Source organism: Bradyrhizobium embrapense (assembly GCF_001189235.2).
Lineage (GTDB): Bacteria > Pseudomonadota > Alphaproteobacteria > Rhizobiales > Xanthobacteraceae > Bradyrhizobium > Bradyrhizobium embrapense.
In genome coordinates, this window is sequence record NZ_LFIP02000001.1 from 606,407 (window position 1) to 626,522 (window position 20,116).

At 61.4% G+C, this 20,116-nt stretch carries 20 protein-coding genes; 9 read left to right on the top strand and 11 right to left on the bottom strand.

Annotation, left to right across the window (positions count from 1 at the left end):
- Positions 1-392: 392 nt before the first annotated feature.
- The 9 genes from AKN83_RS03260 to AKN83_RS03300 all read left to right on the top strand — a co-directional run bounded on the left by AKN83_RS03260 (position 393) and on the right by AKN83_RS03300 (position 10,569).
- Complete coding sequence (locus AKN83_RS03260; protein ID WP_083991892.1) at positions 393-1,343, top strand: helix-turn-helix transcriptional regulator; 951 nt, start codon at positions 393-395, stop codon at positions 1,341-1,343.
- Between the two features lie 50 nt (positions 1,344-1,393).
- Complete coding sequence (locus AKN83_RS03265) at positions 1,394-2,344, top strand: helix-turn-helix domain-containing protein (RefSeq protein ID WP_050406619.1); 951 nt, start codon at positions 1,394-1,396, stop codon at positions 2,342-2,344.
- A 527-nt stretch (positions 2,345-2,871) separates the two neighbouring features.
- Positions 2,872-4,077 carry an NAD(P)/FAD-dependent oxidoreductase gene (locus AKN83_RS03270; RefSeq protein ID WP_050406527.1) on the top strand — a complete coding sequence of 402 codons (1,206 nt, stop codon included), beginning with the start codon at positions 2,872-2,874 and terminating at the stop codon, positions 4,075-4,077.
- 69 nt (positions 4,078-4,146) lie between these two features.
- Positions 4,147-4,941: an acetoacetate decarboxylase gene (locus AKN83_RS03275; protein WP_050406528.1), complete on the top strand. Its 795-nt coding sequence runs from the start codon at positions 4,147-4,149 to the stop codon at positions 4,939-4,941.
- 32 nt (positions 4,942-4,973) lie between these two features.
- A complete protein-coding gene (locus tag AKN83_RS03280) occupies positions 4,974-6,149 on the top strand; it encodes a patatin-like phospholipase family protein (RefSeq protein WP_050406529.1) in 1,176 nt (391 codons plus the stop codon).
- Between the two features lie 32 nt (positions 6,150-6,181).
- A complete protein-coding gene (locus tag AKN83_RS03285; protein WP_050406530.1) occupies positions 6,182-7,330 on the top strand; it encodes an HlyD family secretion protein in 1,149 nt (382 codons plus the stop codon).
- Positions 7,331-7,365: 35 nt separating this feature from the next.
- A complete protein-coding gene (locus AKN83_RS03290; RefSeq protein WP_050406531.1) occupies positions 7,366-8,973 on the top strand; it encodes an MDR family MFS transporter in 1,608 nt (535 codons plus the stop codon).
- A gap of 48 nt (positions 8,974-9,021) precedes the next feature.
- Positions 9,022-9,804: a 3-hydroxybutyrate dehydrogenase gene (locus tag AKN83_RS03295; protein ID WP_063695163.1), complete on the top strand. Its 783-nt coding sequence runs from the start codon at positions 9,022-9,024 to the stop codon at positions 9,802-9,804.
- 54 nt (positions 9,805-9,858) lie between these two features.
- A complete protein-coding gene (locus tag AKN83_RS03300) occupies positions 9,859-10,569 on the top strand; it encodes an SDR family NAD(P)-dependent oxidoreductase (protein WP_050406532.1) in 711 nt (236 codons plus the stop codon).
- Between the two features lie 970 nt (positions 10,570-11,539).
- Here the strand turns inward: AKN83_RS03300 and tetH are convergent.
- From tetH to AKN83_RS03355, 11 genes are all read right to left on the bottom strand, one after another.
- A complete protein-coding gene (tetH, locus tag AKN83_RS03305) occupies positions 11,540-12,313 on the bottom strand; it encodes a thiosulfate dehydrogenase (protein ID WP_050406533.1) in 774 nt (257 codons plus the stop codon).
- Positions 12,314-12,449: 136 nt separating this feature from the next.
- Positions 12,450-12,950, bottom strand: coding sequence for a DUF302 domain-containing protein (locus AKN83_RS03310; RefSeq protein ID WP_347336813.1), 501 nt, complete (start codon positions 12,948-12,950; stop codon positions 12,450-12,452).
- A gap of 2 nt (positions 12,951-12,952) precedes the next feature.
- Positions 12,953-13,495 carry a c-type cytochrome gene (locus AKN83_RS03315; protein ID WP_050406534.1) on the bottom strand — a complete coding sequence of 181 codons (543 nt, stop codon included), beginning with the start codon at positions 13,493-13,495 and terminating at the stop codon, positions 12,953-12,955.
- Positions 13,482-14,732, bottom strand: coding sequence for a sulfite dehydrogenase (gene soxC, locus AKN83_RS03320; RefSeq protein WP_050406621.1), 1,251 nt, complete (start codon positions 14,730-14,732; stop codon positions 13,482-13,484). The genes AKN83_RS03315 and soxC overlap by 14 nt, the downstream gene beginning before the upstream one ends.
- 46 nt (positions 14,733-14,778) lie before the next feature.
- Complete coding sequence (locus AKN83_RS03325) at positions 14,779-15,165, bottom strand: YidH family protein (protein ID WP_050406535.1); 387 nt, start codon at positions 15,163-15,165, stop codon at positions 14,779-14,781.
- Positions 15,162-15,593: a hypothetical protein gene (locus AKN83_RS41030; RefSeq protein WP_244521869.1), complete on the bottom strand. Its 432-nt coding sequence runs from the start codon at positions 15,591-15,593 to the stop codon at positions 15,162-15,164. The genes AKN83_RS03325 and AKN83_RS41030 overlap by 4 nt, the downstream gene beginning before the upstream one ends.
- On the bottom strand, positions 15,590-16,042 hold the full coding sequence (locus tag AKN83_RS03335) for a cytochrome P460 family protein (protein ID WP_244521870.1): 453 nt from the start codon (positions 16,040-16,042) through the stop codon (positions 15,590-15,592). The genes AKN83_RS41030 and AKN83_RS03335 overlap by 4 nt, the downstream gene beginning before the upstream one ends.
- A gap of 110 nt (positions 16,043-16,152) precedes the next feature.
- Positions 16,153-17,121 carry an MBL fold metallo-hydrolase gene (locus AKN83_RS03340; protein WP_050406537.1) on the bottom strand — a complete coding sequence of 323 codons (969 nt, stop codon included), beginning with the start codon at positions 17,119-17,121 and terminating at the stop codon, positions 16,153-16,155.
- Between the two features lie 102 nt (positions 17,122-17,223).
- Complete coding sequence (locus tag AKN83_RS03345; RefSeq protein WP_050406538.1) at positions 17,224-18,045, bottom strand: alpha/beta fold hydrolase; 822 nt, start codon at positions 18,043-18,045, stop codon at positions 17,224-17,226.
- A gap of 44 nt (positions 18,046-18,089) precedes the next feature.
- The gene (locus AKN83_RS03350; protein WP_083991894.1) at positions 18,090-19,076 is read right to left on the bottom strand and encodes an alpha/beta fold hydrolase; all 987 of its coding nucleotides are present in this window, start codon (positions 19,074-19,076) and stop codon (positions 18,090-18,092) included.
- Between the two features lie 25 nt (positions 19,077-19,101).
- Positions 19,102-20,097 (bottom strand): MBL fold metallo-hydrolase, encoded by a 996-nt coding sequence (locus AKN83_RS03355; protein ID WP_172803477.1) that lies wholly within the window; start codon positions 20,095-20,097, stop codon positions 19,102-19,104.
- Between the last annotated feature and the right edge of the window lie 19 nt (positions 20,098-20,116).

The following is a 20,116-nucleotide window of genomic DNA, read 5'->3' on the forward strand; positions in this document are numbered from 1 at the left end:
AAAGTCAGCCCTCATTATCCGGTATCGGAGTGGGGCGGTCTAGGTTGACGGACGTTCAAACGTGCGATTGGACAAACGACAGCCTCGATCCTCAGAAGCGATTTTCCGTAGCTATTTCAACGCGATTTGCGATCTCCTCCCTCCGGTCGATCCGACAGAACGTCTTGTTCGACCGATCACAAGGTCTTGCAGCCGGCGCTTTGAGCAGATTTGGGAAAAGCGGCCCCGCTTTGGGAAAGACCCAGTAGTTCTCCGGGCATAGAACGCCCGCCAGCAGCTCGCGACACTCGCCGGTACCCGACGAGGGCAGACAGCAAGCAGCCGCCCTCGGGCCAGCCGCGAAGTCGAGCTCCGATGCTGTGACCGCAACGCCCTGAAGCGAGGACTCCAGCATGAGCCAGCCGATCGAGAATGCTGCTCCGGACGATTTGACGGCGGTATCCGAGCCGAGCCAAGGCCAACCGTCGACTGCCGGCCGGCGCCCCGCTGGTGCAGAGATGGCGCGCGTGCTCCACACCACGCCCTTCCGTATGGCCTTGGACGCCTCGGGCGCCGGCATCGCCCACTGGAAACATGATCCATTGCATGACGTCGTCGAACCCATGAGTCACCACGTCATCATGGCTTATAACGGCATGACGCAGCACATGGAGCGGCGGTCGGGAAGATCGGTTGCGAGAGGTACGTTTCGTCGCGGGGCCGTGATTATCATTCCAGAGGGATCAAGCTCCCGATGGGATATCCCGAAACCCGTCGACGTCGTTCAGCTCTATCTTCCTCACGCAACTCTGAGGCGCGTTGCCGACGAAGCAGTGACCGGCACAGTGACCGATCTCCTGGAGCGAACGGGGCATCCGGATCCAATTACGTCCCGATTACTCCTGAGCACAGTAACTGCCCTGGAGCGCAATGGCGCTCTCGATAACTTATTCAGGCACCAGCTCATAGACCTCTTGGCCATGCGCCTCCTGGCTGCGCACACCGGTTCGCCAACGACATTCCAGCCGATCGTCGGCGGACTTTCGCCGAAGGTCCTCTCCCGCGCTGTCGAACGTTTGCGCTCGGACAGCGATACCGACGTCTCTCTCGACGCCCTCGCCTCAGATGCTGGCCTGTCGCGTTCCCACTTCTGTCGCGCCTTCAAGGAGAGCACAGGGCTTTCGCCTCACGGCTGGCTGCGCCAACACCGGCTCCAGCAGGCCATGACCATGCTTCGCGACACCGACACATCGGTTGCCATGGTGGCAGCAGAGCTTGGCTACGCCTCGCAAACCGCCTTCGCCGCAGCCTTCAGGCGATTGAGCGGAGAGACGCCAAGCGATTGGCGGCGGCGCGTGCGTTAGCAACAAACACTCTCGACCTCGAAGTGTCTGCCGAATGCGAGGACCGCTTTATGGACAAGCCGATCCCACACGATCCTTTGGAGGCTCTGCTTGCCGCACCAAGCGCGCGCCCCAGTACCTCAGTGGCCGCCGAGCGACGAGCCGCCGATGCGGAGATGGCCCGTATCCTCAAGACAGCGCCGCTCCAGATTGCCTCGGATCCATCCAATGGCGGCATCGCGCATTGGAAGCACGGTGCTCTGCACGACGTCGTCCAGCCCATGACTGACCACGTCATTATGGCGTATCCGACGGGGGTCCAGCGCCTGGAGCGGCGCACGGGAAAGTCCGTGGCGATTGGAACGGCGCGTTCCGGAGTTGTGACGATCATTCCCGCGGGTTCAAGCGCCAGATGGGATATTCCCGGACCTGTCGACGTCGTCCAACTTTATCTTCCGCACGCGACACTTGAGCGCATTGCCCGCGAAGCCGACGCGCCGGCTCCCGGAGATCTCTTGGAGCGCACTGGGCATCCTGATCCCGTCACATCAGGTTTGTTGATGAGTGCGGCCGATGCGCTGGAGGGCAATGCCGTGCTGGACGCCCTGTTCAGACAGCGGCTGACTGATCTCCTGGCGACGCGCATCCTGGCGGAGCATTCCGGCGCACTAGCCGCCGCTGAGCCGATTAAGGGCGGGCTGGCTCCCCATGCGCTGCGGCGCGCGATCGAGCGACTGCGTTCGGACAGCGATTCAGACGTCTCTCTGGCAGCCCTCGCTTCTGACGCCGGCCTGTCGCGCTTCCACTTCTGCCGCGCCTTCAAGGAAAGCACGGGTCTTTCGCCTCACGCCTGGTTGCGCCAGCAGCGGCTCGAGCGCGCCATGGACATGCTCAAGGAAACCGATGTGGCAATCGAATCGGTGGCAAAGGAGCTTGGCTACGCGTCGCAGACCGCTTTCGCCGCCGCATTCAAGAATTTGACAGGTGAAACTCCAAGCGATTGGCGCAGGCGCGTGCGCTAACAGCAATCTCTCTGCAATCACATCAATCGCTCTGGCGCAGCAGCGGCTCCACTCCTGTAAATCTATGGCATCGAACACCGACAATGGATGGAGACGAACAATGGCCTGGAAGCACAGTGTCGCCCTCCTCGGGATGGCCCGGCCACGGAGGGCTATCGCAACAGCGCTGGTCTACGGGTTGTCACTCAGCGTCCGCTTCACGTCGGCAACGGGCGAAGAAGTCGAAATTCCGCCGGCTGCTGCGACGTCGATCGTGACCAGAAACGAAGCTGTCGCGTTCCACGACGGCGGGTTTTTACGCACAAGCGAGCCGATCGCCCTTCGGCTCGGCTGGCCGATGGCGTCACGAGGCTGTCACGCAGCATGCGAAACGCCGCTAACGCCGGACTGCAGCGCTCCATGAGCGACTAGCTTTCTTCGATTCACATCTTTTGCGTGTCGCAATCGCGGCAAGTCGTCTCCTTACCGGGGAGCGGCGGTGGTGACGCGCGTGTGTCCCGAGACGTCAAACCAGAGGAGTAGATAAAATGCGACTTGTTATCATTGGCGCTGGCTTCGCCGGCATGTATGCCGCACTTTCCGCCGCCCGCCTCCGCGACATCAGGGGCGCCACCCCCGAGGAGCTCGAGATCGCGCTGGTCGCGCCCGAGCCGACACTGGTAGTTCGTCCGCGGCTTTATGAACCGAAACCCGAAACGTTGACCGCGCCTCTGGCGGACGTCCTCAAATCCATCGACGTTGTTTATGTGCAGGGCAGCGCCGAAACGATCGATACCAATTCTCGCGCGGTAACTATCGCTACAGCGGAGAGCACGAAGAAGCAGTTAACTTACGATCGGCTGGTCGTCGCTAGCGGCAGCCGGCTTTTCCGTCCGAACGTTCCCGGCCTTTCCGAGCACGGCTTCAGTGTCGACCAGCTCGCCGATGCGGTTGCTCTCGACAAGCACCTCCATAGCCTTGCCAGCCGGCCGGCCACGAACGGGCGCGACACGGTTGTCGTCGCCGGCGGCGGTTTCACCGGCATCGAGGCGGCGACTGAGATGCCTGCGCGGCTTCGCGCGATCCTCGGCAAGGATGCAAAGCCACGCATCGTGATAGTCGATCGCAGCAAGGCGATCGCTCCCGACATGGGCTCGGATTCTCGCCCCGTCATCGAGGACGCCCTGAAGAAGCTCGGCATCGAGACCCGGATCGGCGCGAGCGTCGAATTGCTCGACGGATCCGGCGTCTTGCTCTCCACCGGCGAACGCATCGAGACCGAGACGGTGATATGGGCCGCGGGCATGCGCGCAGCGCCGTTGACCGCACAGATCCCCGCCGAGCGCGACAAGCTGGGCAGGCTGCTGGTGGACCGCGACTTACGCGTGCCTGGCGTCGCGGGGGTATTTGCTACCGGCGATGCCGCACGCGCCGCATGCGATGACGCCGGCAACTACGCGCTGATGTCCTGTCAGCACGCGCTGCGCATGGGTGCTTTTGCCGGCAACAACGCCGCCGCCGAGCTTCTGGGCGTGCCGACCAAACCCTATCACCAGGTCGCATACGCCACTTGCCTCGATCTCGGAGAAGCAGGCGCAATCTTCACACTCGGCTGGGAGCGGAAACTGAAATTCGTCGGAGACGAGGCGAAGAAGACCAAGCAGCAGATCAACACGGTGTGGATCTACCCGCCACGCGCCGAGCGCGCCGCGGCGCTGGCGTCGGCCGATCCAGAGCACGTCAGCGAGCTGTAGGGACCGTCGGGCCGCGCTTCTCTCGAAGGGCGCGGCCCGATCACAAGCGCTCAACCAGGATTTCCTCCAATGAAACACGACACCGTACGCACGGCGGCCTTCGCGATGCCGCTCACCAACCCGGCCTTTCCTGCCGGCCCCTACCGTTTCGTCAATCGCGAATACTTCATCATCCAGTACCGCACCGATATCGAAGCGCTGCGCCGTATCGTGCCAGAACCGCTGGAAGTAACCGATGCTGTGGTGAACTACGAATTCATCCGGATGCCTGATTCAACCGGCTTTGGCGACTACACCGAAAGCGGACAGGTCATCCCGGTGTCGTATCGCGGCCAGGCCGGCAGCTTTACCCATCAGATGTTCCTTAACGACCATCCGCCGATCGCGGGAGGTCGCGAGCTGTGGGGCTTTCCCAAGAAGCTCGCCCAACCTAAGCTCGCGGTCGAGATCGACACGCTCGTCGGCACTCTGAATTATGGCTCGGTCCGCATCGCGACCGGCACCATGGGCTACAAGCACCGCGCCCTCGATACCGAGATCGAAGCAAAGAAGCTTACCGCTCCCAACTTCCTGCTCAAGATCATCCCGCATGTCGACGGCACGCCGCGCATCTGCGAGCTCGTGCGCTATTACCTCGAAGACATCACGGTGAAAGGCTCTTGGACGGGGCCAGCTGCACTGGACTTGTATTCGCACGCACTTGCTCCCGTCGCCGAGCTTCCGGTTCTTCAAGTGTTGTCGGCCAAGCACCTCGTCGCCGACCTGACGCTCGGGCTGGGTACCGTGGTCCACGATTACCTCTCGCCAGGTCGGACCGCACGACAGCTCGACTCCGAAATCTTGATCGAGGCAAACGCGCGCTGACCGGAGCAGCCGCGATATCGGGAGTTTGCAACATGTTGAATGTGATGCGCGAGCAGACGAGTGCTGCGGCAGAGCAGTCCAGGTCCTTGCCCTATGACGTCGTCGCCTTGGTCTTGCAAGGGGGCGGAGCCTTGGGGGCCTATCAGGCAGGAGTCTATGAGGGCTTGCACGAGGCCGGCATACGGCCGAACTGGATCGCTGGCATTTCGATCGGAGCACTCAATGCGGCCATTATCGCAGGCTCGCCAGAGCCTGAACGGGTCGAACGGCTGCGTGAGTTCTGGGAGACCATCTGCGCGTGTCCAGCGGGATGGCCCGCCGGCGAAGGGCTGGGCGATGCCTTGCCGTTCGCATTCGACATGCGCTCGCTCAACAACGCTTTTGCCGCCATGCGGGCCTTGTTCCAGGGGCAGCCGGGCTTCTTCAAGCCGCGCTTTCCCTCGCCGCTCTGGTCACCCTTCTCGGGCGAAGCAGCGACGAGCTACTACGACACAGCACCGCTGAGCCGGACGCTCGAAAGGCTCGTCGATTTTGATCGCTTGAACTCGGGCGACGTGCGCGTCAGCGTCGGCGCGGTCAACGTGCGCACTGGCAATCTCACCTATTTCGACACTGCCGAACGCCGGCTGGGGCCGAAGCATTTCATGGCTTCCGGCGCCTTGCCGCCGGCATTTCCGGCAGTGGACATCGAAGGTGAACACTACTGGGATGGCGGCGTCGCCTGGAATACACCGCTGTCCCGCGTGCTATCCGGCGAGCCGGGCGAGACGCTGACGTTTCAAGTTGATCTCTGGTCCGCGCAGGGACGTGTCCCGCACGACATGATGGAGGTGTCGAGCCGCCAGAAGGACATTCAGTATTCGAGCCGAACGCGCGCCATAACAAATCAGGCGCTACGGATGCAGGAGATGCGCCGGGCGCTGCAGCGAACGATGGAGAAGCTGCCGGAAAGCGCAAAGCGGGATCCGGAAATTCGGGCTATTGCGGATTTGGCTCGCCACAGCTCCCACAACATCATTCATCTGATCTACCAGTCTAAGATCTACGAGGGCCACTCGAAGGACTACGAGTTCGGGCTGAGCGCGATGCGAGCTCATTGGCAAAGCGGCTTAGACGACATCCGCCGCACGCTGGCCGAGCCGCGGCGGCTGGACCCGCCCAATCCCGACCTCGGCATCGTCACCCATGACGTCCATCGCCACGACTGAGATCTGGCGTCCCAGAGCTTTCGGAGACAACCATGTCGACCACTTCTTACGCTCCCGAAGACAAGGTCAAGATCGGCCTTGCTCCATCGCGCCAGGCAATCCGGCGCGCGGCACTCGCATTCGCCGCAGCGCTCGGTGTCGCCGGGGCTACAGCCTACGGCCACTACTACCTCACGGCGGGGCGCTACCTCGAAACCACAGACGACGCTTATGTCAAAGCCGATTCCACGATCATCGCACCGAAGATCTCCGGCTACATCGCTGAAGTCCTGGTTACCGACAACGAATCGGTGAGAGCCGGCCAATTGCTGGCTCGCATTGACGACCGCGATCTCAAGACTGCGCTGAACCAGGCCAAGGCCGACGTAGCCGCTTCCGAAGCTACGGTGAGGAACATCGACGCGCAAATCGAATTGCAGGAGCCGCTGATTCAACAGCAAGCGGCCGAAGTCGATGCGACCGAAGCCGGTCTGAAATTCGCGCAGCAGGAGCGTGCCCGCTACGACGAGCTCATGAAGTCCGGCTCAGGGACAATCCAACGGGCCCAGCAGACCGATGCAGCGCTGCGCTCTCAGACCGCCCAGCTGCAACAAGGCAAGGCAGGATTGCTCGCGGCCAGCAAGAAGATCGAGGTGCTCGCGACCCAGCGGGCCCAAGCTGTCGCACAACTCGATCGGGCCCGCGCAATCGAGCACCAGGCCTCCCTGAACCTCTCTTATACGGAAATCGCAGCGCCTATGGACGGCACGGTCGGCGCACGGACGCTCCGCGTCGGCCAATATGTCCAGGCCGGGACTCAGCTCATGGCAGTGGTGCCGCTCGACGCGGTTTATGTGGTCGCGAACTTCAAGGAAACCCAACTCACCCACGTTCGCAATGGCCAGCCGGTCGAGTTGCGCGTCGACGGCTTCCACGCAACCAGGTTGAAGGGGCATGTCGACAGCCTATCGCCGGCGAGCGGCCTCGAGTTCGCCCTGCTGCCTCCGGACAACGCCACTGGAAACTTCACGAAGATCGTGCAGCGCGTCCCGGTGAAGATCGTGCTCGACGACCAGAGCCTGAACGGCAGCCTGCGCCCCGGCATGTCGGCGGAGCCGACCATCGATACCAAGTCGGCCGTTGTCGCGGAGAGCGAAGCTGAGAAGCGGCTCGCCTCGCGTGACGGCAAACCCCGCGGCTAACGAAGCCAACCTCTTTCGCACCTGAGCACACGGCCATGACGACACTACAAACCACGACCGATTCCGAGCCCAGTGACCATCGGTCGCCCGCCACCGCTCCCGGAGTATCCGCAAAAACCTGGCTCGCCGTGACCGGAGCGACGCTAGGTGCCTTCATGGCCGTCCTCAACATCCAGATCGTCAATGCCTCTCTTGCCAACATTCAGGGTGGGATCGGTGCGGGCATCGATGACGGCGGGTGGATCTCGACCTCCTATCTGATCGCCGAGATAGTGGTCATTCCCTTGAGTGGCTGGCTCGCCCAAGTGTTCTCGGTCCGCATTTATCTGCTCACCAATGCCTTCCTGTTCCTGGTGTTTTCGGCTGCCTGCGCGCTCGCCCAGAACTTGCCGCAGATGATCGTGCTCCGCGCCGTACAGGGCTTTACCGGCGGCGTCCTGATTCCCATGGCCTTCACCCTGATCATCACGCTGCTGCCGAAACCCAAGCAGCCGATCGGGCTGGCGATGTTCGCGATTTCCGCGACATTCGCCCCCGCGATCGGTCCGACCATCGGGGGCTATCTCACCGAGAATTTTGGTTGGGAGTATGTCTTCTACGTCAACGTCGTCCCGGGCGCAGTCATGATCACCATGCTCTACGCGTCGCTGGAACGGGCGCCTATGCGGCTTTGCCTGCTGCGCGAAGGCGATTGGGCCGGCATCGCCACGATGGCGATTGGGCTCGCCTCGCTTCAGACCGTGCTGGAGGAAGGCAACAAGGACGATTGGTTCGGTTCGTCCTTCATCGTTCGGCTGGCCATCGTCGCGGCGATTGCTTTGACGCTGTTCCTGGCCATCGAGCTCACTGCGAGGAAGCCGCTGCTCAACCTGCGAATCCTGTTCCGTCGCAATTTCGGCTTCGGCGTGCTCGCGAACTTCTTGCTCGGTGTGTCGCTATACGGCTCCGTCTATGTCCTGCCGGTCTATCTCTCTCGCATCCAGGGCTACAACTCCGAGCAGATTGGCATGGTGCTGGCGTGGACCGGCTTGCCGCAGCTACTGTTGATCCCGCTGGTGCCCCGCCTCATGCAACGGCTCGATCCACGCCTCGTCATAGGCATCGGCTTCGTGCTCTTTGGAGGGTCCAACTTCTTCAACATCTACATGACCAACGACTACGCGGCCGATCAACTCTTCTGGCCCAACGTTATCCGCGCCCTTGGGCAAGCCCTCGTCTTTGCGCCGCTCTCGGCGGTAGCCACCGCCGGAATCGAGGCCGAGAACGCCGGCTCCGCGTCCGCCTTGTTCAACATGATGCGCAACCTCGGTGGGGCGATCGGCATCGCCGCGCTTCAAACTCTCCTGACCAAGCGCGAGCAATATCATTCCAACGTCCTCACGCAGCAGGTCACGATGTTCGAGCAGGCTACCCGCGCGCGCCTCGACCAGCTCACCCAATATTTCATGAGCCACGGCGTGACCGACCGCGTCGATGCAGCTCATCACGCCTATGTCGCGATCGGCAGGATCATCCAGAAGCAGGCCTTCATCCTCGGCTTCAGCGACACTTTCTATCTGCTCGGCGTCTCGCAGATCGTCGCTCTGGCAGCCGCGCTGATGCTCAAAAAGCCCGATCGCCTCGACGCCGGCGGTGCCCATTGACCATCCTCCGCGCAGCTTCATTTCTCCCACACCGAAAAGGAACCCTCCATGTTGAAAAGCAAAGTCGCAATCGTCACCGGATCCACCAGCGGCATCGGGCTCGGCATCGCCAAGGAATTAGCCAGGCTCGGCGCAAACGTGGTGTTGAACGGCTTCGGCGATGCGAGCGAAATCGAGACGATCCGCAGCGACATCGAGCGTGAGCACGGCGTGCGCGTCATCTACGACGGCGCCGATATGTCAAAGGAACAAGCCGTGCGCGCACTGATCGCCAGAACGATCGAGACATTCGGTCGTCTCGACATCCTGGTCAACAATGCCGGCATCCAGTTCACTGCGCCCGTTGAGGAATTTCCTGCTGCCAAGTGGAACGCAATACTCGACGTCAACCTGTCCGCCGCGTTTCACGGGATCGCCGCGGCGGTGCCGCAAATGAAAAAGCAGCGGTGGGGACGCATCGTCAACATCGCTTCGACGCACGGCCTGGTCGCGTCGACCCACAAGGCGGCCTACGTCGCAGCCAAGCACGGGCTCGTCGGTCTGACCAAAGTGGTCGGCCTGGAGACGGCTGGCAGTGGCGTCACCTGCAATACAGTTTGTCCTGGCTGGGTACGAACGCCTTTGGTGGAAAAGCAAATCAGCGATATCGCCGCGCAAAAACACATAAGCCAAAAGGAGGCGGCCGAGGAGATTTTGGCTGAGAAGCAGCCGTCCCTCGAGTTTGTCTCTCCCTCGCAGCTTGGCGGGACGGTGGCCTTCCTCTGTTCGCCAGCTGCAGACCAGATAACGGGCACGGCAATCTCGGTCGATGGTGGCTGGACCGCGCAGTAACAGAACAAACGCGGCGGGCTCAGCCCGCCGTTCCGTCCAACATGGAGGCCCATCATGGGTACTAGTCAGAAAGTCGTGATCATCACAGGCGCGTCGCAGGGTATAGGTGAGGCGCTTGTCAGGGCTTATCGCGATCGCGATTTTCGCGTTGTCGCAAATTCCCGCTCGATCAGGCCGTCGTCTGATCCGGAAATCCTAGCCGTAGCCGGGGACATCACCGATCCAGCCACTGCGGAACGCATCGTATCGCTGGCGGTCGAGCGCTTCGGCCGCGTGGATACCCTTATCAACAACGCCGGCATCTTCATCGGAAAGCCATTCACCGAATATACGTCAAAAGATTATGCCAGTATCCTGGCGATCAATCTCAACGGCTTTTTCCACATCACTCAACGCGCTGTCGCGGAAATGCTCAAGCGAAGATCCGGGCATATTGTGCAGATCACCAGCAGTCTCGACGAGAACGTTGACAGCCGCGCACCGTCTGTTTTGGCAGCTTTGACGAAAGGCGGCCTGAACGCGGCTACGAAATCGCTCGCAGTCGAATATGCAAGCCGAGGAATCCGCGTCAACGCCGTCGCGCCGGGCGCGACGAAAACGCCAATGCATGCGCCGGAAATGTATGAATTCCTGGCCGGGCTGCATCCGATCGGACGCATGGGCGAAGTGAGCGAGATTGTCGATGCGGTGATGTACCTCGAGGGAGCAGGCTTCACCACCGGTGAGATCCTGCACGTCGATGGCGGACAGAGCGCGGGAAACTGAGGTTCCCTGAACGCCCCGTCCGCATGATTGCGGTGCCGCTTCGGACGTAGCAAACGCGGCAATGACATCGTCCTGCCGCACGGGATAACGTCGCCTGCTTCGACTGCTTCAGGCGGCGATCTCGTCTGTATGCCGGCAAGACAACAACCAAAAGGACTAACGCCAATCAACCAAGGTCCGGTTTCCGCGTAGCCGGCGCTCCTCCAAAAAGCAGTCCACGCCTTCAGCCTTTCTGCACGCTATGCTTCGCCACAGTACGCAGTCAGCGAAACTGAGGTGAAATGCCGGTTCGGATCGGGTTAAGTCGAGCCTCATAACTCGCGCCAGCGCCGGAATGTCGGAGCAAAGCAAAAGAGACCACCGTTCCGACTACTCCAAGGCGCGCAACAACAGCCAATCGCACTACGCCCACTCTATCATTTCAGCCAAAGTAGCATCGTTGATTTGGCAGCACAATTTTGCAAGTCTGACGGACAATGCCGACGGTATACCCGCCTCAATCTTTTGGTCTTGAATCCACAGAAAAATTTGGGTCGTCTGCGCTCTCCAAGATTTCACCACCTATCGGTGTCAATCGAGTGATCAGCGGGGCCGGCATGGTCAAGATTGCCGTTACCGTTCTGGTTGGGGTGAGCTCAAATACCGTCAGAGATTGGGAGCCCCCTGGTTTTGTCGTTGGCTTCATGTGCCGTCGCGGCGCCTCACAAGCTACGGGGCGCAGCTATCCATGAGAGTGTGGCCCGATATCAGCGCAGGATGTCTTGTCTCTCTTTGGGCACATCTCGGTAAAGACGTCCGCCATGAACCGTAGGCCGGCGTTTTGACCGGAGAACCTAGCTCTTGCTGTCGCGAGAGGCTAAGCTCGACGATGTCCTCTGTCGGTGATATGGCGTCAGAATAGGTGAGTCAGCAGCCCCGGGCCCCAAATTGTTGCTTGACCTGTTTTCCCGGATCGAGGCCTCCTAGTCGTTCAAGCTCCCTTTGCATAGGTGAAGCCAAACCTTTGCAACTCAACCAAGAAGGCTACTACGCTCGGGACTAAAACGGTGCCGGAAACAAGATGATTTGTCAGGTCCGCTGCCAGCGCGTCCGCGTCGGCTACATCTCCGCGGTCCAAGCGGGTGAGGTTTCGGGCGATGGCATGGATCGAGTCGTGGCACGCGATGAAGACCATGCCTCTATCCTGAAGCGTCGCTATGTTGTTGTTTTCCGGACCGTAGAATCCCATCGGATCCTGCAGACTATCCGACCGAGACGTCTTCCTCCTGGATTCGAAGTAGGAATTCGTCGTCGCGACGCCTCCCGCAAGCCTCGCCAATCCGTGTCTCTCCCATGCAGTTTGGTCGAATAGAGCAAGGTGGGCCGATCCGTGAACAGCTCCTGCGGCAAGGAATCCAGGATTTCCGTGTGCGAAAACCTGCCCGTTCAAGGCCTCTCTCATGAGGTTGAGCCATGGCGCGCCGAGTTCCGTGCACTCCCAGACCTGCCGCGCTCGGTTGCCGTATGAGAGTAGAATGGATGCTGCCTCATGGTCCCATTGCTCAACTGAGGTTACCACCAATGGTACCGAACCGAAGCTTCGCCGGCGAGGCGCAGACGCGAGCCTTTGCTTGAACAGTTCTAAATCGGCATCGAGCTCCTGATTGCCCGATGCGTCCGCTTTTCTCGCGACCGTTAACAGCGCCGCTTGGCTGAACAAGCCTAGGGCCGCTCGCCTGTTCAAATAGTTGAGTGCGAAAGACATGCGACTTCTCCAATCTCAAGGTTTGATCGAAACCGCGCAGATCCGCCCTTTGGAGCGTGCCCGGCAGTTGGTTCGATATTCCGGTTCTTGATGGCTGGCGTCAGCTGCGGCTCTAAACTGTCAGCTCGCGTGCCAACTAGCGGGCCGGGCTCGCCGAAGCCGCTGCCGAGACAACCGCCTCGATGCCCGCGCTCATTGCTCGAACCGCCTCCCGGGCGCTCGCATGGTGTCTCTCCGCCGCCCAAGCGGGAGCGTTGTAGGATACCCAAGTGACGCCGGTCTCGTCCTGCCAGACCAGCGCCTTGAGCGGCAGATCGATTCCAATTGTTTGAACCGATTGCATGAGCGGCGTGCCACCTTTTGGACTACCGAAGATGAGCAAATCTGTAGGCCGCAACGGCATTCCGACCTCCTTCGCCCCCGCCGCATGGTCAATCTGTGCGAAGATCGTCATGCCCTTGGAGCGAACGGCATCCTTCAGCCGCTCCATTGTTTCCGACGCACCGTATGCGCTCTTCACCGTCGTCAACCCTTCTGCAGCCATCTTCGTCTCTCCTGCCATCACTGTCGAATATAGAGCCACCGTCGACCAGGCGATCACGACCGCTCTCAGCCACCGCATGTTCTTCCAGACCATCGTCATTTCCTTTTCTGACGCAAATCGAACTCAGGATCCGGGACGAATCCGTCGCGATTGGGCATCTTGATTTTCGGCAACGAGTCCCTGTCGACCTTCCCATCCGCCGGGACGATCCCGTTGAGGCTCAGGATGTAGGCGGAGACGGCATAGGTCTCGTCGGTGCTGAGCGAGCCCGGGGTCGGATAGGGCATCGCGCGGCGGATGTAATCGAACAATGTCGTTGCATAGGGCCAGAAACTACCGACGGTCTTGATCGGCATGTTGGAGGCGAGCGTTCCCTGTCCGCCGACGAGACGATCCTTTATGCCGCCCTGGCCGTTCTCGCCATGACAGGCCGCGCAATTGTCGGCAAAGATCTGTTTGCCCTGTACGACGGTGCCGCCGCCGTCAGGAAGGCCCTTGCCATCGGGACCGACATCGATGTCCCATAGCTTGATCTCCTGGGGCGACGCAGGGCGGCCGAAGTCGGATGCAATCGCTGGGGCCGCGAGCAGACCAACGGCCAGGATGCCGGTGCCAAGGAGCTTCTTATGCGAGGACATTGCGGACCCTCCCTGCCTCGTCGATGCTCCAGGTCTGCTGGGCGTTGTAGTGAAACAGCGCGTTGGTCCCCGTGGCGGCGATAAAGGACGCCCGGTCTGGCTGAACATTGCCCTTCTCGTCGGTCGAGCGGCTCACGATCTTGGTCGGTTTGCCATCCCAGACCCAGTCCATCTGAAAGCGAACCTGCGCCTTGGACAGCACCGGCTGCGTCAATTGCGCCTGCTTCCAGGTTCTGGCGCCGTCGGTCGAGATCTCGACCTTGGCGATCTTGCCGTGGCCGCTCCATGCGAGGCCGGAGATACGGTTGTAGCCCGGCTGGATCTGCATCATGCCCGAAGGCTGGGTGATGACGGAGTTGGTCTCCATCCGCAGCTGAAACTGCCGCGCCTTGCCGTCCGCCAGTAGCTGCGTGTAGCGTGCGGTCTCCCAGCGGGTCATCCAGGGGGCCGCGCCGAACTTGAGGCGGCGCAGCCATTTGATGTGAAGATTGCCCTCGAAGCCCGGCATCAGCAGACGCATCGGAAAGCCGTGCGCGGGGCGCAACGGTTCCCCGTTCTGGCCGTAGGCAACGAACGCCTCGTTCATGATCTCCTCGGTCAGCGGAATACTGCGGTCGACTCCGGCGCCATCCCCGCCCTCCGCCAGCATCCAGTTGGCTCCCTTATCCCTGGCGACGAGGTCAACCAGGAACTTCAGCGGCACGCCGGTCCATTCGTTGGTACTGACGAGACCGTGGGTATTCTGCACAGTCACTTCGGGATCGGCCTTCTTCCAGTTTTCCCAGCCATTGCCGGTGCATTCGATGAAGACGATCCGCGTGATCGACGGCATACGCCTGAGATCATCGACGCTGAACACCAGCGGCTTCCCGACCATGCCGTGGATCAGCAGCCGGTGTTGCGTCGGGTCGATGTCGGGCACGCCGGAATGGCTGCGCTCGTAGTGCAGATCGGTCGGCGTGATGTTGCCGACCAGTTTCTGGTGAGGCGTCTTTGAATTGATGGCATCGCTCGGATCGATGTTCCGCTTGCCGGGTGTTGACTCCGGAATGCGGTCGAGCTTGGCGAAACGGGAGCGTTCGCTATGCGCGCCCAGATCGGCCCCCGGCCCCCGATCGGGCACGTCGGCCAAGGTCTCGGCGGAGGCGGCACTGGCGATGACCGCCCCCGCAGCCCCCGCCGTCGCCGTCAAGAACCATCGCCGCGAAAGCACTTCGTCTCTGTAGTCTTCCGGCATGGACATCCTCTCCCTCAAGGTCGATGAATTATTTTGACTCAGCGGATCAGTCGAAGGCCTGGTAGGTTGCAACGGCCGCGAGAAGCAGAATGAGTAGCGACGAAACGACCGAACTCGTGAGAACAGCCCTCGAGGCCTGCGGCGCGGCGTCGTCCAGCAGACGGCTGTTGCATGCGAAGCGCAGCGTCTGGATCGCTATCAGCGCGACGCCGCCGGCGACGAGGGCGATGCTCTCGTGCGGGCCCAGATGACCGGATATTCGCTCCAGTTGCGCTCTGCGCATCGCGTCGTTGGCTTGGGAAATCGCCAGCGTCTGGATGAACAGATCGAATTTCTCCACCACGATGCCGAACGACATGATGGCGATTCCGGTTCGTACCCACGCAAGGAAGGTTCGCTCGTTGGCCGCATGATCGCTGTAAGCCGGGATCATGGTTGCTCCCTTTTCTTGGCGGACGACTGATTCCTCGTGGTGCCTTCCGCGATGAGGCCAAGTGCTGCCGCCGCGGCGCCGGGTTGCGGTCGATTGTCGTCCGTCTTCTCGGCCGGCAGCAGCAGGGGCGGCTCGTCGTACCCTCCTCGACTGCTGTAAAAGACAAGTCCCATGAGGCCGAACCCGACGGCCAAGGAGAACAGAACCCCGAGTGCAAGCGCGACATACCCGGAAGCCGGAACGTCGGCCCCGCTTCCTGACGACCAGCCGAGGACCGCGATCACTAGCGTCCCGGCAAGCAGCAGCAGGAGCACCGTCACGATTGTCCAGCTACCGGCCGTCATCGCTCTCGGGCCTGGTTCGTCGCTCGAGTATGTCTCGATTTGCGGGGGCATGACGCTTTTTCCTTCGGTGTTCGCCGATGTCATGGCGCGTACCTCGTGAAGACGAAGTCGTGATCCTTCACGTTGGCCTGGTGGCAGCCGAAACAGGTCTCGTGCTGCGCCTGGTCGACGGGCCTACCATCTATGAACCGCCCAAAGCCCCATCCACCGGTGGAGGCGTATCTTCTGGAGTCCTTGACCATGATCTGGACCGTCGTGGCATGGCCTGGCACGAATGCTCCGTTAAACTCGGCAGAAGGCACGCGCTTCCAGGCGAGCTTGACCAATACTGCCCCGTCGGGGAACGGAAGGATCCCTTCTCGATAGGCCTTGACGGAAATGGCGTTGCCCACGATGCCGCGGAGTTCGTTGAAATTACCTTCTTCGTGCGAAGGCGCGATCATCTCCCATTGGCGATACCCTTCGGGGATGATCACTCCGAAGATCGGCGAGCCCTCCGGGTAAGCATGGACCGGCGTGTACAGCATCATCATGCCTGCTCTCAGCAGGACTGATGCTACGTGCTTCTTCATGGACGTCGGCCTTTTCGGAAACGGAACGTTGCGGAGGACACTTCGACGGACTGACTTCGTCAACAGGCGCTCTACACGCCTTGGTATACGAGCCTGGTGAAGAAGCCCGGATCGATGAGGAACTGACCGTATCGCTCGTCGTAGGCGGCCGTTGGTTTCGCAGCGACGGTCTCGTCGCGGGACATTCCCTTCTGCTTGAGCCTGGCGACCGCGTCCCGGATATCTACGAGCATGTCGCGCCACTGCTGCAGTTCGGCGCGGTTGCTGACGGGTTTTCCATGGCCGGTGATAATGATCGTGTCCTTTGTCGCCGCCGCGAGAGTGGCGTCAGATGCGGCGATCATTCCGTCGATGCTGCCGCCGGTCGAATAATCGATGAACGGGTAGATGTCGCTCCAGAAGGTATCCGCGGCATGAATGACGTCGGCCTCGCCGAAGATGGTGCAGATATCGCTGTCGGTATGCGCGCGCCCGTAGTATTTCAGCAGAATGGAGGCGCCGTTGATCTTCAGAGTCTTTTCTGTCGCGAAGACCTCACTCGGAATCCCGCCCTTCGGCATCGGAGGAAAATTGTAGTCCCAGTCCTCGACGCGCTGGAGCTCCGCGAGGTGTTTGCGTGTGTTTTCGTGAGCGATGATCTGAGCGCCGCTCTCGTTCAGCCAGGTATTTCCGTCAGTGTGGTCGAAATGCCAATGGGAGTTGACCAGGTGCGTGATGGGCGCGTCGCTCACGGTTGCGAGGGCCTTGGTCAACTGCGGTCGCGACACGCCGATGCCCGCATCGATCAGCAATTTGCCGTCCTTCCCGGTGAGTACGGCGATGTTGCCGCCGGATCCCTCGAGAACACTGATGTTGCCGCGCACCTTGTGGATGGCGATCGGCGATGTCGCCGCGCTATCCTTGATGAGGCTGACGATGCCTCTGGCCTCGGCGAACGCCTGCCGCGGCGTCAACCATCCGCCCGCCGCCATCGCAGCGCCGCCCAAGCAGCACAGGCAGAACCCGCGCCGGGACATGGTCTTCTGACTCCGGTGTTCCATGATCGTCCTCGCTTACATCTTGCAGCCAAGATTTCCTGTCGACCGCGATCTTGCGGTCTTCAGCGGCGGGCCGGTTCGCCCGTCGCTTCGCTCGAGGGGGCTTCAGCCCTGAATGAAGGCCAGCAGATCGCTGTTCAGCTGGTCCTTGTGCGTGGCGAAGAGCCCATGGGGCGCACCGGGATAGACCTTCAAGGTCGCGCCCTTGATGAGCTTCGAGGACAGCAGCGCCGAATCCGCGATCGGGACGATCTGATCGTCGTCGCCATGCAGCACCAAGGTCGGGACGTCGATCTTCTTGAGGTCGGCCGTAAGATCCGTTTCCGAAAAAGCCTTGATGCAGTCGTACGCACCTTTTTCTCCGGCCTGCATCGACCACAGCCAGAAACTGTCCTTGATGCCGCGCGACACCTTCGAATCAGGGCGGTTTGCGCCGTAGAACGGAAAGCTGAGGTCCTGGTAATACTGCGATCGGTCGCCCTTCACGCCGGCACGGATCTGGTCGAACACCTCGATCGGCAGTCCTCCCGGATTGGCCGGCGTCTTGAGCATCAACGGCGGGATGGCGGACACCAGCACGGCCTTGGCGACGCGCTTGGTCCCATGACGGCCGATATAGCGGGTCACCTCGCCGCCCCCAGTCGAGTGGCCGACCATGATGGTCTGCTTGAGATCGAGCGCATCCATGAGCTCGGCCAGATCATCGGCGTAGGTGTCGAGATCGTTGCCCTCCCACGATTGTCCCGAGCGGCCGTGCCCTCGGCGATCGTGAGCGATGCAGCGAAAGCCGTGGGAGGCGAGGAAGAGCATCTGGTCGTCCCAGGCATCCGCGTTGAGCGGCCATCCGTGCGAGAAGGTAATCGGCTGGCCCTTGCCCCAGTCCTTGTAGTGGATCGTCGTGCCGTCTTTGGTCGTGATCGTGCTCATCGTCGTGGTCCTCGTTTGGGTTGCGGGGTGTAGTCGGCGTTCCCTCAGCTCACGTCCTTCATGAAGCCGAGCAGATCGCCGTTGAACTGGTCCTTGTGGGTGAGCGTCAGCCCATGCGGTGCGCCCGGATAGATCTTGAGGGTCGCCTTTCCGATCATCTTCGATGAGAGCAAGGCCGAGTTAGCGATCGGAACGTTTTGGTCGTCCTCGCCGTGAACGATCAGCGTCGGAACGTCGAACCTCTTCAGGTCGGTCGTGAAATCGGTCTCCGAGAACGCCTTGATGCCCTCGTACGACGCCCGCAGTCCGACCTGCATGCAGCTGAGCCAGAACGCGTCCTTGGCCCCTTGCGAGACCCTCGAGCCCGGCCTGTTGGCCCCATAGAAGGGCCCGTCGCCGAGGTCTCGGTAGAATTGAGCGCGGTCGTTGGCAACGGCCGACCGGATGTTGTCGAACACCTCCATCGGCACGCCGCCCGGGTTCGCCGAAGTCTTCAGCATCAAAGGCGGGATGGCCGAGACCAGCACCAACTTCGCGACACGACCGGTGCCGAACCGACCGACGTAGCGCGCGATGTCGCCGCCCCCGGCTGAGTGGCCGACAAGCGTGACCTGCTCAAGTCGAAGCGTGTCGATGAGATCGGCCAGGTCGCTTGCGAACGTGTCGTAGTCGTTTCCTCGCCACGGTTGCCCCGATCGACCATGTCCGCGCCGGTCGTATGCGATGCAACGGAAGCCATGCGAAGCCAAGAAGAACATCTGGTCGTCCCAGGCGTCCGCATTGAGCGGCCAGCCGTGACTGAAAATGACGGTCGGACCACTTCCCCAATCCTTGTAGAAGATGTCGGTGCCGTCCTTCGTCTTGATGGCGCGCCCTGCGTGGCGGTCCGCCGAAGCGATCTCTCGCGGCCGAGCCGCGAGCGGCGCAGGTCCGATCAGGGCCAGCGCCGACGCTCCGGCCACTCCCCCAATCAGGACGCTGCGACGGGAGGCAAGATGCGACCCGATCGTCCGGTCGTTCGGATGTGTCATGTCGAATACTCCTGTGCTGCTTGACTCACGCGATGGGGACGTAGCGGTAGGAATTGCCGCGGGCCTCGACGAACCCAAGCCCTGGATAGGTCCAGTGGAATCCCAGGAGCTTTGTCTTGTCGGTCGATGCCCGATCGAGCAGCCGTCGCCTGTTCCGGACGGCTAGTTCTGGAATGCTGTCGTAACCGAAGTGCCAGTCGGGGTGCTCGACCCCGACGATCTCACTGGTCGCCGCGTCCGCAGCGATGATGAGCCCGACGTCCCCTGCGAGCTCGAATGACAGGTGCCCAGGCGTATGACCGGCGGTGTCGATCGCACGTATGCCGCTGATCACGTCATCCCCGGGCTTGAGCATGACCGCCCGGTCCCGGACCGCGCCCAGATCACGCTGCGCGCCCCTGCCGAATTCGTGAATTCCCTCTGGGGCCTTGCTGAAGAAGTCCGGATCCATCCAGTAGTCCCACTCCGCCGCGCCAACGAAGTAAGCGGCGTTCGGAAACAGGAGCGAGCCGTCGCAGGCGAGAGTGGCGCCCGTGTGATCCGGATGCGCGTGCGTGAAGACCACTTTGGTGACCGCGGCCGGATGGAAGCCGGCAGCCTGCAGATTATCGACGAGCCGGCCGTCGGTTGCCTGGTATCTCTGGCCGCCACCGACGTCGAACAGGATCACTTCGTCACGATAGCGCAGCACGGGGACATTAGTGGGCGCACGGACGATCTCTCCCGCCGTGTCGAGACGCTGGACGACCTCACTCTGGTCCCCAAGCGCCATTGAGGGCACAAAAATCTCTTCCGGGATCTCGAGGTATCCGTCGCTTATGATGCTGATCTCGAAGTCGCCGTGCGCGAACGCAAAGAACGACGTGCCGGGACGAACTTCGCACGGTTCGCTCGATTCTCGCGAAGATGCGTCCCACTTGGGACGATCTAAACTCTGAATGGCAACGCGCATCGTCGATCTCCGACTATCGTTCTCGATCGCTGCGATTGCGCGACCGACGATGCGAAGATGATCGGACAACCGCCGATGATCCATTGCA